This is a genomic window from Bacteroides gallinarum DSM 18171 = JCM 13658 (assembly GCF_000374365.1).
Lineage (GTDB): Bacteria > Bacteroidota > Bacteroidia > Bacteroidales > Bacteroidaceae > Bacteroides > Bacteroides gallinarum.
In genome coordinates this window covers 1-13,085 of sequence record NZ_KB894163.1, presented here as the reverse complement: position 1 = coordinate 13,085, position 13,085 = coordinate 1, and the positions used below count along the sequence as shown (strand labels likewise).

General features: G+C 47.4%; 12 protein-coding genes and 1 tRNA gene. 9 read left to right on the top strand and 4 right to left on the bottom strand.

Annotated features, from left to right (window positions below):
- Positions 1-35 precede the first annotated feature (35 nt).
- Positions 36-1,205 carry a mechanosensitive ion channel family protein gene (locus C233_RS0118725; protein ID WP_025068969.1) on the top strand — a complete coding sequence of 390 codons (1,170 nt, stop codon included), beginning with the start codon at positions 36-38 and terminating at the stop codon, positions 1,203-1,205.
- Here the strand turns inward: C233_RS0118725 and C233_RS0118720 are convergent.
- Together C233_RS0118720 and C233_RS0118715 are read right to left on the bottom strand one after the other, a co-directional pair.
- Positions 1,202-2,320 (bottom strand): endonuclease/exonuclease/phosphatase family protein, encoded by a 1,119-nt coding sequence (locus tag C233_RS0118720; protein WP_018669063.1) that lies wholly within the window; start codon positions 2,318-2,320, stop codon positions 1,202-1,204. The genes C233_RS0118725 and C233_RS0118720 overlap by 4 nt on opposite strands.
- Positions 2,320-3,780 (bottom strand): aminoacyl-histidine dipeptidase, encoded by a 1,461-nt coding sequence (locus C233_RS0118715; protein ID WP_018669062.1) that lies wholly within the window; start codon positions 3,778-3,780, stop codon positions 2,320-2,322. Before C233_RS0118715 ends, C233_RS0118720 begins: the two co-directional genes overlap by 1 nt.
- Before the next feature lie 281 nt (positions 3,781-4,061).
- On the opposite strand from C233_RS0118715, the gene C233_RS0118710 reads away from it, so the two are divergent.
- The 7 genes from C233_RS0118710 (at position 4,062) to C233_RS0118680 (ending at position 8,895) form a co-directional block, all read left to right on the top strand.
- The gene (locus tag C233_RS0118710) at positions 4,062-4,295 is read left to right on the top strand and encodes a hypothetical protein (protein WP_025068968.1); all 234 of its coding nucleotides are present in this window, start codon (positions 4,062-4,064) and stop codon (positions 4,293-4,295) included.
- A 29-nt stretch (positions 4,296-4,324) separates the two neighbouring features.
- Positions 4,325-4,927: an OmpH/Skp family outer membrane protein gene (locus C233_RS0118705; protein WP_025068967.1), complete on the top strand. Its 603-nt coding sequence runs from the start codon at positions 4,325-4,327 to the stop codon at positions 4,925-4,927.
- Between the two features lie 318 nt (positions 4,928-5,245).
- Positions 5,246-5,797, top strand: coding sequence for a DUF4738 domain-containing protein (locus C233_RS0118700; RefSeq protein WP_025068966.1), 552 nt, complete (start codon positions 5,246-5,248; stop codon positions 5,795-5,797).
- 51 nt (positions 5,798-5,848) lie between these two features.
- Entirely contained in the window at positions 5,849-6,526 is a 678-nt protein-coding gene (locus tag C233_RS0118695; RefSeq protein WP_018669058.1) for a response regulator transcription factor, read from the top strand.
- On the top strand, positions 6,523-7,812 hold the full coding sequence (locus tag C233_RS0118690) for a sensor histidine kinase (RefSeq protein WP_018669057.1): 1,290 nt from the start codon (positions 6,523-6,525) through the stop codon (positions 7,810-7,812). The genes C233_RS0118695 and C233_RS0118690 overlap by 4 nt, the downstream gene beginning before the upstream one ends.
- Positions 7,813-7,903: 91 nt before the next feature.
- Positions 7,904-8,344 carry a PepSY-like domain-containing protein gene (locus C233_RS0118685; RefSeq protein WP_018669056.1) on the top strand — a complete coding sequence of 147 codons (441 nt, stop codon included), beginning with the start codon at positions 7,904-7,906 and terminating at the stop codon, positions 8,342-8,344.
- A gap of 41 nt (positions 8,345-8,385) precedes the next feature.
- Positions 8,386-8,895: a PepSY-like domain-containing protein gene (locus C233_RS0118680; RefSeq protein WP_018669055.1), complete on the top strand. Its 510-nt coding sequence runs from the start codon at positions 8,386-8,388 to the stop codon at positions 8,893-8,895.
- Between the two features lie 96 nt (positions 8,896-8,991).
- Here the strand turns inward: C233_RS0118680 and C233_RS0118675 are convergent, their stop codons facing one another.
- Together C233_RS0118675 and C233_RS0118670 are read right to left on the bottom strand one after the other, a co-directional pair.
- On the bottom strand, positions 8,992-10,203 hold the full coding sequence (locus C233_RS0118675; RefSeq protein ID WP_018669054.1) for an L-serine ammonia-lyase: 1,212 nt from the start codon (positions 10,201-10,203) through the stop codon (positions 8,992-8,994).
- A 62-nt stretch (positions 10,204-10,265) separates the two neighbouring features.
- Entirely contained in the window at positions 10,266-12,803 is a 2,538-nt protein-coding gene (locus C233_RS0118670) for an endonuclease MutS2 (RefSeq protein ID WP_018669053.1), read from the bottom strand.
- 114 nt (positions 12,804-12,917) lie between these two features.
- Here C233_RS0118670 and C233_RS0118665 point away from each other — a divergent pair.
- A tRNA-Ser gene (locus C233_RS0118665) sits at positions 12,918-13,002 on the top strand.
- The last annotated feature ends 83 nt before the right edge of the window (positions 13,003-13,085 follow it).

Below are 13,085 nucleotides of genomic sequence, written 5' to 3'. Positions count from 1 at the left end.
GTTATATCTTTTATAGACTAATAAAACAGATATTTATGATGAGCTTAGGAAGTTGGATGAACAAAATCCTTATAGACTGGGGGGTAGACCCGGAACTTGCCAATATGTTCGACGAAACGATTATTGCCGTAGTGATGATAGGCGTATCGATAGGGCTGGATTATTTATGCCAGGCCATATTCGTAGGGGGAATGAAACGTTATACGAAGCATGCGCCCCACCAGTGGAATACATTGCTGATGAAACGCAAGGTGGTGCATCATCTGATTCATATCCTGCCCGGTATCTTGATTTATTTTCTACTGCCGCTGGCTTTCGTGCGGGGAAAGGAAATCCTGGAGTTCTCGCAGAAAATATGTGCGGTATATATCATTGCCGCCATACTGTTTACTATCAATGGCTTGTTGCTGGTGATGCTGGATGTGTACAATGCAAAGGACAAGCAAAAGAACCGCCCGATGAAAGGATTCGTGCAGGTTCTCCAGGTATTGTTGTTCTTTATCGGAGGCATTATTATAATCGCCGTGCTGGTAAATAAGTCCCCGATGACTTTGTTTGCAGGCCTGGGTGCGTCGGCGGCTGTGCTGATGTTGGTATTCAAGGATAGTATTCTCGGATTTGTGGCAGGGGTACAGCTCTCTGCCAATGATATGTTGCGCATCGGCGACTGGATAGCCCTGCCCAATAATACAGCCAATGGAACGGTGGAGGAGATTACCTTGAATACGGTGAAAATACGCAACTGGGATAATACGATTTCTACCGTACCGCCTTATACGCTGGTGAATAATTCTTTCCAGAACTGGCGTGGTATGCTGGAGAGCGGGGGACGCCGTGTCAATAAGAACATTTACCTGGATATGACTACCTTGAAGTTTTGCAGCCCCGATATGTTGGATACTATCCGTAAGGAGATTCCTTTAATGGCGGACTATCAGCCGGCAGAGGGAGAAGTACCCACCAATGCCCAGCTTTACCGTATCTACATCGAACGTTATCTGTGCAGCCTGCCGGTGGTAAACCAGGATTTGGATTTGATTATCAGCCAAAAGGAGCCTACTACTTACGGTGTTCCTATCCAAGTGTATTTCTTCTCGCGCAATAAGGTGTGGAAGGAGTACGAGCGCATCCAGTCCGATATATTCGACCATTTGCTGGTTATGGTCGGTAAGTTCGACTTGAAGCTTTACCAGTATTCCGATTAATATACCAGCCGGAACTCCGCCCATACGGGGAGGTGGTCGCTGTATCCCGCCTGGTATTTCATGCCGTAGTAGGTGCGGAAAGGCTGCTTGCCTCCGTATTTCTTGTCCTCGGTCAAGAGAAAGGGGGCACGGAAAACGCCTGCCTTGTCTTCGGCGGTATATAGCGGAGCGTCCGGTATCAACAGGTTGCCGGAGAGGATAAGGTGGTCTAACAGCCCCCATTCTCCTTGATATTTGTAGCTTCCGAAATGTTTGCCGGCAGCATTCTTTCCCGCCAAGAGGTGATAAAGCGTCCGGGAGTCCAAGGAGTCCGTTTCTGCCGGCGAGGCTCCGGCTTTCAGTATATTTTGTACGGACTTGTTATAGGGATAGTCGTTGAAGTCTCCCATAATGATGATTTGAGGGCGGATACGGATTCGGAGCAGGCTGTCTGCCGCATCTCTCAGCCTTTGTGCGGCTGCCAGGCGATAAGGCTCGGATGCTTTTGCTCCGCCGGAACGTGACGGGAAGTGGGCGACGAATACATCTAACGTGTCCCGGTTTAAAAGTAAGCCGCAGGCATGGAGTATGTCGCGTGTAGGACGGCTGTTTTTATGAGGCTTCGCTACCGGAAGGCTTTGGCAGGATAGCAGTTTGAAAAGCCCTCTTTGATAAAGTAATGCCACATCGATTCCCCGTTCGTCGGGGGAGTGCGTGATGACATAGCGGTAGCCGGCTTCCCGCAGGACGGAGTAGCGGGTAAGGTCGCGCAGTACACTGTCGTTTTCTACTTCGCAAAGGGCTACCAATGCAGGCGGCGTCCACTCGCCTACGGCAATGATGACACGTGCAACGGCATCTAATTTCTTCTTGTATTTGGAATAATTCCAGTGCCGGATGCCGTCGGGCAGGAATTCATAATCGTTTTTCAGGGTATCATGGCGGCAATCGAACAAGTTTTCCACGTTGTAGCCCATGATGCGGAATACCAGGGTGTCTTTTTCCGCTTGCCCGTACAGCGGAGGGGATGATAGGAAAACGAGAAGTATGAAGGCGGATACGGAGGTAAAAAGAAGCGGGGCATTTCTTCTTTTGCTCCGCATCTTTTCTTTGTATCTCTGTTTGGGTATGTTCATTAATTCTTGGCGGGGATATGTTTCAGTATATCCAGCAGGTGTTCCCAGAACTTCTGTACGGTAGGAATGAGCATCCGTTCATCCGGAGAGTGTACTCCTTGCAGGGTAGGGCCGAAGGAAATCATATCCAGAGAGGGGTATTTGTCGAGGAATAACCCGCATTCCAGTCCGGCATGGATAGCTTTTATCTTGGCATCTACACCGAACAGGCGTTTGTATGATGCCGCTGCGACTTCCAGGATTTCCGAGTGCGGATTGGGTTTCCAGCCCGGATAGCCGTCGCCGAAGGAAACGTCTGCCCCTGCCATTTCGAATACGGTGCGTACCATATCGGCGATGTCCTGCTTGGAAGATTCGGTAGAGCTGCGCTGGCTTGTCTCGATGCGGATGATATTACCCGGTTTCATCTTGACGGATGCCAGATTGGTGGAAGTTTCTACCAGCCCCGGGATGTCCTGGCTCATGGCATATACTCCGTGGGGAACGGCATAAAGAGCTTGCAACAGGCGTTTGGCGGTATCTTTTCCGATAGCTTTCGCACGGGGATTTTCCGATTCGAGGGTGAACTGCAAATCGGGGTCTGTTACTGCATACTCGGCCTCCGCCTCGGCGGCAAATACATTCAGGTCGGTACGCAATGCATGCTTGTCGGCATCGGGGATAGCTATAACGGCATGCGCTTCGCGGGCAATGGCATTGCGCAGGTTGCCGCCGTCTATTTCGCAGAGGTACATATCGTATTTCTTGGAAACCCGGCTCAGGAAGCGGTTCAGTAATTTGTTGGCGTTGCCGCGTCCCAGGTGGATGTCGCCGCCGGAGTGTCCGCCTTTAAGTCCTTTCACCTGTACTTTGCAGAAGAAATACCCGGAGGGTACGTCTACCTCTTTATATGTAAACTCGGCAACGGAGTCTATACCGCCTGCACAGCCTATGAACAGTTCTCCTTCGTCTTCGGAGTCGAGGTTCAGGAGAATGTCACCGTTCATAAAACCTTCCTGCAGGGCAAAAGCGCCGGTCAGTCCGGTTTCTTCGTCTACGGTGAACAGGCATTCTATGGGGCCGTGTTCGATGCTGTCGTCGGCAAGGATAGCCAGTTCGGTCGCTACGCCGATACCGTTGTCCGCCCCCAGCGTAGTGCCTTTGGCTTTCAGCCATTCACCGTCTATTTCGGTTTCGATAGGGTCGGTAAGGAAATTATGCCGCACATCGTTGTTCTTCTCGCATACCATATCCACGTGGGACTGGAGTATAACGGTTTTACGGTTCTCCATGCCCGGAGTGGCGGGCTTTTTAATCAGTACGTTTCCGGCTTCGTCCACTTTCGTCTGCAACTTGTGTTTTTCTCCGAATGCTTTTAGAAAAGCGATAATCTTCTCTTCCTTCTTGGAAGGACGCGGAACTTGGCAGATTTCCTCGAAATAGTGGAATACGCCGGCTGGTTTCAAGTCTTTTTTTTCCATGTCTTATAGTTTATAATAGATTAGGATACGCTTTTAAGGGCATTCCTAATTCGCTGTTTTTTCATTCAATTCCTGTATGGATTAACCTCTTATTACTAAATATGGTTAAATTGATTGGCTATTTTATTTCCCTTTCTCTTTTTTTAGAGTAAAAAAGGAGGCTTAGTCCAACCAAAGCCCTATATTTGCACCCACAAAAACAGTGCAAGCCGAAAGTAAAATCGGAATTCGAGCGCTTTTTGCGGACTGCATGCTGTTTTTGTGCAACAAATTTAATGGAAATGCTTGATACGGTATTGATAACTTTGTTAATAGTTGCTATTTGCATTGTTTTATTGGGTATAAAGGTCTTTTTTGTGAAAGGCGGCAAGTTTCCTAACGGACATGTCAGTGGCAATAAGGCAATGCGGGATAGAGGAATCGGGTGTGTGCAGTCGCAAGACAGGGAAGCGCAGAAGAAGGGACGTTTCTCTATCGACGAGCTGGAAAAGGCCTTAAACGATAGTATGAATTAAATAAATTAAAAACAATATTTTTATAAATTATGAAGAGATTAAACTACCTCGTAAACGGTTTGGCTGCGCTTGCACTAATCGTTTTATTTTCTCAATGCGCTGGTAAGGCGGATAATCAAACGACGAATGTTGCAACACAGGCAGCCGGGTTGTCCGGGATGAAGATTGCTTATGTAGAGATAGATACGCTTTTGGCAAAATATAACTACTGTGTCGATTTAAATGAAGCTATGGTGAAGAAAAGCGAGAACGTACGTTTAACCTTGAACCAGAAAGCCAAAGACCTCGACCGCCAGAAACAGGAGTTCCAGACGAAAGTCCAGAATAATGCTTACCTGACCCAGGAACGTGCACAGCAAGAATACAACCGCATTGCAAAGCTGGAACAGGATTTGCAGAACCTGGGCAATAAATTGCAGTCCGAACTGATGAGCGAAAACGAGAAGAACAGTTTGCAGTTGCGCGACTCTATCAATGCTTTCTTAAAGGAATATAACAAGACCAAAGGATACAGCATGATTATCAGTAATACCGGTTTCGACAACCTGCTGTATGCCGACAGTATCTACAATATTACCAGCGAAATCCTGGAGGGACTGAATGCAAGGTATTCTTCTCCCGCCAAGAAATAAACGGGGAAAATAACCCGCAGGCAGTTAATTCATTACTGTATGGTAAGTTAACTGAAACAACTGCGATAAGTTAACATCATAAGAGAAGGAAGTTAATATCATGCCCGGCATGAAGTTAACTTCCTTTTTCTGTATACAGCGGCGACTGTTTCCGTTCTGTTTGAGCGGTGTGGTTGTCCGGAATATCTATTGTCGGAAATGTTATTGCAACATTATGATAGGTATATCGGGGAAGGGCTGATTGTTTTTGGCAGTTTTCATTTGTATTTCTCGCGCTCTTTTTGTTCCTTTGCCCTTGTCAATTTAAAAAAAGAACCGATGAAAACTGTCGTTTATATAGTGACTTGTGTAGTGGGGTTGTTGTTTGTTTCCTGTACCTCCCGGAAGAAAAGCGAAAGCGAGGTGCAGGTGCTTATGCGGGACAGTACGGTGGTGTCCGCTCCGCAACGCATGCAGGTTTCCGATACGAAAATGACCATTACTTATAAAGGCAAGGAGTACCGTTCGTCGGTTGTCCGTCGTCCGGACGAAAGCCTGCCTGTTGTGAAAAATGAGCAGGGGGAAGAGTTTGTCGATAACAGCATCGCCCTGCGTATTACCTGTGGCGGCAAGTCAATCGTGGATAAGGTGTTTACGAAGGAAAGTTTTGCTTCGCTGGTCGATGCCAGGTTTATGAGGCATGCCATTTTGGAGGGATTGGTCTATGACAGGACTACTTCCGGGGGCATAGTCTATGCTGCCAGTATTTGTTATCCGCAAACAGACCTTTACGTACCTCTTAGGTTGACCGTTTCGACCGACGGCAAAATCTCCGTGGCAAAGGAGGAGTTGCTGGAAGAAGTGTACGGAGAAGACAGCATTCCCGGCTAATCCGGGATTAATTCCAGAATGATTCCAGATTTATGAGCTTTCTTTACCGGTATGAAAATCCTGATTGTAGAAGATGAGCAAGATTTACGGGAAACAATCCGTATTTCGCTCTTGAAAGAGAAGTTTGTTGTGGAAACGGCTGCCGATTATTTTTCGGCACTGGACAAGATTAACGATTACGACTACGACTGCATCCTGCTGGATATCATGCTGCCCGGTGGGAGCGGACTGGACTTGTTGCGCGAGTTGAAACGCCTGCGCCGTACGGATAGCGTGCTTATCATTTCCGCCAAAGATTCGCTGGACGATAAGGTGGACGGTCTGGAACTCGGGGCTGACGATTATCTTACGAAGCCTTTCCATTTGGCAGAACTGAATGCCCGTGTAAAGTCTTTAATCCGCCGTCGTCAGGCACAGGGCGACATAACCGTTACCGTGGGCAATTTGCTACTCTATCCGGACAAACGGCAGGCGGAAGTGGGCGGCGTTCCTTTGCAACTGAACCGCAAGGAGTTCGATTTACTGTATTATTTTGTGGTGAATGCCAACCGGGTTATCAATAAGATGAGCCTTGCGGAGTCGGTATGGGGAGATAATATCGACCAGGCGGACTCCTTGGATTTTATTTACTCGCAAGTGAAGAATTTGCGTAAGAAGCTGAAACAGGCCGATGCTTCCGTAGAGTTGAAGGCTGTCTACGGTTTTGGCTATAAACTCTCCGAATTATGAAACTGGTATATTATACATACCGCAAACTCTCGTTGTTGCTGTTCGTATTAATGGCTGTGTGGGGCGTATTGTTCTATTATGCCATTATCGATGAGGTAGTGGATGAAACGGATGATACCCTGGAGAATTATGCCGGGATATTAATGGAGCATGCGCTTCACGACCCTTCTATTCTTGAAACGGAAGGTGCGCTGATGTCTTTTTATAAGTTTCTTCCTATCTCGGAGGAGGAGGGACGGCATTACCGGGAGGTCTTTTATGACTCTACCGTTTATATCGAGCTTGAGGATGACGACGAACCGGTACGTGTGATGCGCACGGCTTTTCGTATGCCCGACGGACAGTTCTATGAGCTGACTTTGATGATTTCCACTCTGGAACGGGACGATATGGTGGAGGCGATGCTCTGGTACTTGGGGGCTTTGTTCCTGCTTTTCCTGATATGTACGTCTATCGGAATCCAGTTGGTACTGAGAGGGGTATTCCGTCCGTTGCACAGATTGCTGGACTGGCTGCACGGCATTCAGCCAGGCAAGGAGGTTCCGGCATTGGAGAATCCTACGAAGATACGCGAATTCCGGCAACTGAGCGAAGCCGCAGTGGATATGGGCAACCGTAGCTACAAGGCTTATGAGGAGCAGAAACAGTTTATAGAGAATGCCTCGCATGAGTTACAGACACCGCTTGCCATTGTGCGCGGTAAGGTGGAGCTGCTGGCGGAGAACGATAACCTGACTGAACAGCAGATGAAGGAACTGGACGAAATATATTCTACCTTGGGACGTGCCGTGAAACTGAATAAGTCGTTATTGTTGCTCTCCCGTATAGAGAACGGGCAATATGCGGAGCTGGAAGATGTGTCGATAGATGAGATATTGGATAATCTTCTGCCGGATTTAATGGATATATACGAGCATAAGCAAGTGCATCTGGTACGCAGGCAAGGGGAGCACCCTTTCATTATCCGTTGCAATCACTCGTTAGCCCAGATTTTGGTTTCCAATCTGGTGAAGAACGCGTTGCTTCATAATGAGGATAAGGGAGAGTTGCAGGTATTTACTACTCCGGTTTCATTGACGATAAAGAACACGGGAGATACGCCTTTGGACGGCGAAAAGCTTTTCCGCCGTTTTTATCATAGTATCGACGGGAAAAAGGACTCTACGGGGTTAGGGCTTGCCATAGCCCGTTCTATAGCCCGGATTTCCTCGTTGAGGCTCACTTACGAATGGCAGGAGGGAATGCATTGTTTCCTGCTCGTTAAAGAATATAAAAATAGCCGTTAACAGCGGTTATTCCCAAATCTTTCCTATTTCTCTATCGTTATTTGCAGTGTGAATGATATGTAACAATTAGTAACACTAAAAAATAACGATTATGAAGAAAGTACTGTCTATTCTCGTATTGGCTCTCGTGGCTGTTCAGTTTGCATTTGCCGGCGATGTTATTACACGCGATGCCAAGCAGTTGCCTCTGACTGCCCGTAATTTTATCAACCGGTATTTCACTAAACCGCAAATTTCGCATATTAAAATCGAAACCGGAATGCTGGGTTCCAAGAAGTATGAGGTGTTGCTGACCGACCGTACGGAGATTGATTTTGACGGTGACGGTAATTGGACGGATGTAGACTGCAAAAGGAGTGCCGTTCCCGAAGCGCTGATTCCGGTGTCTGTAAAAGAATATGTAAAAATGAACTTCCCGCAGGAAATTATCACCAAGATTGAACGCGACCGTGGCGGGGTGGAAGTTGAGCTGGCCAATGACTATTCTTTGAAATTCAATAGCAAAGGCAAGTTCGTAAGCATGGACGATTGATTGCGATATCGGATGTATAACTTAAACTTTATAACGGAAAGATGAAAATGAAATTTCAAGTATTGGCAATGATGTTCATTGCTGCATTGGCTTTCAGTGCATGCAGCGATGACGATAAGGATGATAATATAACTGTTCCCGATGCGGTGTCGAAGGCTTTAAAAGACAAATATCCCAGTGCTATCGATATTGAATGGGAGCGGAAAGGAAGCTATTTTGTGGCCGAATGCCGGATGGACGGCAAAGAAATGGATGTGTGGTATGATACGCATGCTATTTGGCAATTGACTGAAATCAATATTTTTTGGAGTGATTTGCCGCCCGCAGTGCAAACTGCTTTCAACGGTGGAGAATATGCCGGGTGGAAGCTGGAGGATATCGATGCACTCGAGTATGCCTTGCACCCTATGCAGTATGTTATCGAGGTGGAGAACGGCCGTATGGAGTACCAGTTGTTTTATGCTGAAAACGGCGATTTGATGCAGGAGAAGGATGTCAGTGGCGACAAAGACGATACGCACTGGCCGATAGATAATAAGGTGGTAGAATGACAGAATAGTAAAGCGATAAGGCGGTAGGGTGATAAAATAGTAGAGTGATAATATACTTGCCACTGTTTTATTACCTTACCGCCTTTCTTTTTTCATTCACATCGGTTTATAATCTTTCGCCAGCCCTCCTTCACTTGTTTCTTTGTAGAGAGAGGGCAAGTCGTTGCCGGTTTCCTTCATCACCTCTACTACTTTATCGAAAGATACGCGGTGCATACCGTCGGTGAAGGAAGAATAGAGGTTGGCGTCTAAAGCACGTGCGGCGGCATATGCATTTCGTTCTATACACGGAATTTGTACCAGTCCGCATACGGGGTCGCAGGTCATTCCTAAATGATGTTCCAACCCCATTTCCGCCGCGTATTCTATCTGTGCAGGGCTGCCGCCGAACAGTTGGTTGGCGGCAGCGGAAGCCATGGCACAGGCTACGCCGACTTCTCCCTGGCAACCTACCTCCGCACCCGAAATGGAAGCATTGGTCTTTACTATATTTCCTACTAATCCGGCTGTGGCAAGGGCGCGCAGGATACGCGTATCGCTGAAATCACGGCTTTTGGCAAGGTGATAAAGTACGGCAGGCATTACACCGCATGAGCCGCATGTGGGGGCTGTCACGATAACGCCGCCCGATGCGTTTTCTTCACTCACCGCCAGGGCATAGGCAAATACCAGTCCGCGGGATTGCAGGGATTGTTTGTAACCGCTGGCGCGTATGTAATAAGTTGAGGCTTTACGGCGCAGGTTTAACGGTCCCGGCAATACGCCTTCCTGTTCCAATCCTCGTTTTACCGCATCCTGCATTGTTTTCCACACTTCCTGCAGGTAATCCCATATATCGCTGTCCTCACATTCTTTGACATATTCCCAATAACTTTTTCCTGTACGTTCGCACCATTGTAGGATTTCTGTCATGTGTTTCATGGAATATACATCGGGAGTGTTGACCGAGGATATCCCGTCGTTTTCTTCTGCCAAAGCGCCACCACCGATGCTGAATACCGTCCATTGTTCGGTTTCCTTTCCTTCTTTATCTACCGAAACGAATTTCATTCCGTTAGGGTGGAAGGGGAGGAAAATCTTAGGTTCCCAGATAATTTCTACCGGTGCTGCCGGCTGGAGTACTTCGGTAATGGCAATGTTCGTCATGTGTCCTTTACCGGTTGCAGCCAGGCTTCCGTATAGCGTTACTTTGAATGCCGCGGCTTCCGGATGTCTTTTCAGGAATGTTTCGGCAGCTTTGCGGGGTCCCATTGTGTGGCTGCTTGAAGGACCTGTACCGATACGGTAGAGTTCTTTGATTGATTTCATGTTGGTTACTGGCGGTTAGTGGTTAATGGTTATTTCTCAGTTTACGGTTCTTGTTTCTCGGTTTAGTGAAGGTCTACGACTGTAATTCCTGCCCCGCCGAATTGTATATGCTCGTCGGCAAAATGACGTACACCGGGTACGGTTTGCAGATATTGGCGGATAAGGGTACGTAGAATGCCTGTACCCGTCCCATGAAGGATGCGTACACGGGACATTCCTACCAATATGGCATCGTCTATGAAATAGGTAACGGCTTGCAGGGCTTCGTCTCCACGCATACCGCGCACATCGATGTCTTGTTTGAAGTTCAGTTTCTTCTCGTACATGCTATCCTGAGTTTGCGAACTGATGTAGGTACTCTTGGTAGAAACATCCGCCTGCTTGGGACGTGCGTTTGTATGTTCCAGCTTATCCAGTTTGACAGTGGTTTTGATGCTGCCGAAAGCAACTATGGCATTTTTTCCATTTATTTCCAATACTTCGCCCACCGGAGTTTGTCCCTTTATTTTAACATTACTGCCGGGTACGATTGCCGCCAGGCGTTCGGCTTCTTTCCGTGCCTGCTGCTCTGCCGATGCTTGTGCAGACAATGTACTTTCCAGGTTTCGGCCGGTTTTCTTTTCTTTTTTCCGATTCTGCTTTTCTTTCAGTTTTTCTATCTTGCGGGCAATTTTTTCTTCCTGCTCTTTGGCAGCGAGGGCTTCCATTGATTCGCGGAAGTCGCTCAGTTCTTGGCGTACCTGGCGTGTCTTTTCTTTCTCGGCCTGCGCTTCTTTAATGGTACGAATGGTATTTTCGATACGGGCGTTGGCTTCCTGCATCAGTTGTTCCGCTTCTTCTTTGGCTTTCCGTAAAATTTCTTTGCGTGATTTTTGCAATTCTTCTACCTCTGCCTGGTAGCGGGCAATGGTTTCTTCCATGTGTTTTTCGCGTTGCCGGATAGTTTGGCGTTTGTTTTCCCAATACCGTTTGTCGCGTACGATGTCTTGCAGGTATTTGTCGGCATTGATGTACTCGCTGCCTACGATTTCCGAGGCATCGGCAATGACGTCTTCCGGCAATCCGATTTTACGGGCAATCTCTACGGCGAACGAGCTGCCCGGATTGCCTATTTGGAGCTGGAACAAAGCTTGCATCAGGTGTCGGTCGTATAACATGGCTCCGTTTACTACTCCTTCGTGGTCTTCGGCAAAGTGTTTCAGGTTTTGGTAGTGCGTAGTAATGACGCCGAACGTTTGTTTTTGGTTGAAACGCTTCAACACGGCTTCTGCTATCGCTCCGCCTATTTGGGGCTCTGTACCGCCTCCGAATTCATCGATAAGGATGAGGCTGCGTTCGTTGCAGTTTTTCATCATTATCTTCATGTTTGTCAGGTGCGAGGAGTAGGTACTCAGGTCGTCTTCGATAGATTGTTCGTCTCCGATGTCGATGAATATGTTGCTGAATATGCCGGCATGGCTGCGTTCGTGCATCGGGATGAGCAAACCGCATTGCAGCATGTATTGCAGTAATCCTACGGTTTTCAGGCAGACGGACTTGCCACCGGCGTTCGGACCGGAAATAATGAGGATACGCTGTTTTTCGTTCAGTTCTATATCCAGCGGTACTACTTTTTTACCATGCTTGGCAAGGGAGAGCTGCAACAACGGGTGAACTGCCATTGTCCAGTCTATCGTTTGCTTGTTCTCCAAAGCGGGTTTTAGTCCGGTAATTTGTTCGGAAAACAATGCCTTGGCGCGTATGAAGTCTATTTCTGCAAGGAATTCGTATGACAGCAATACATCCGGGATAGACGGGCGTAGCTGGTTGGAAAATTCTATGAGTATGCGGATAATTTCCCGCCGTTCGTCTCCTTCCAATTCGCGGATACGGTTGTTGGCTTCCACTACTTCGGCGGGTTCGATGAATACGGTTTTTCCGCTGGCCGATTCATCATGCACGATGCCTTTTATTTTTCGTTTCAATGCCGGTATTACCGGAATAACCAAACGCCCGTCGCGCATTGTAGGGGTTACATCTTTATCTACGACACCTTCTGACTGGGCATTGCGCAGGATGCTGTTCAACGAACGCGAGATGCTTCCCATTGTATTTGTCAGTTCGCGGCGGACACGTGCCAGTTCTGCCGAGGCATTATCTTTTATTTTTCCGTAGGGAGAAAGAATGTCGTTTATTTTTTTGATTAGCTGCGGGAATACTGCAATATCTCCTGCCAGTCGTCTCAGGCATGGATAGGGAGATACGGCGTCCTCTTCTTCGTTTTCATTTTTTTGCAAAAAGCGTACGATATCACGTATCGTTTCCAATGAGCGGCGCAGGTCGAAAAGTTCCTGTTCATCCAGATACATGCCTTCTACCCTTATTCGTTTCAGGGATGAGCGTACGTCGAAAAAATAGTGAGCCGGGAAGTTATCTTCCTCTTGGAGTATGCGTACGAATTCAGTAACCTGATTCAAATGTTCCTCCACTTCACTGAAGCGGTCGGAGAACGCCATATCCGTTACTCGTTCTTCACCAAGCGTACTGAGGCATTTCTCTTTCAGCAGTTGGCGTATTTGGTCGAAACCTATTTTCTGCTCAAAATTCTGTGGGTATATCATGGGTACAAAAGTACAATTAATTCGTGAAAAAATAAGAAGTATGCTTGCAGAATTAAAAATGATTTGTACCTTTGCACCGCTTTAAGAGGAAAGCCTTTTAGAGAAAGATGTTTTGGAGAGGTGGCAGAGTGGTCGATTGCGGCGGTCTTGAAAACCGTTGTGCTGCGAGGCACCCGGGGTTCGAATCCCTGTCTCTCCGCAACAAACGCTGAAAATCAGCAGATTGCAAAACAAACACCCAGTTTTACACCCAAGAATGTAAAGTCTGGTGTTTTTGTTTTA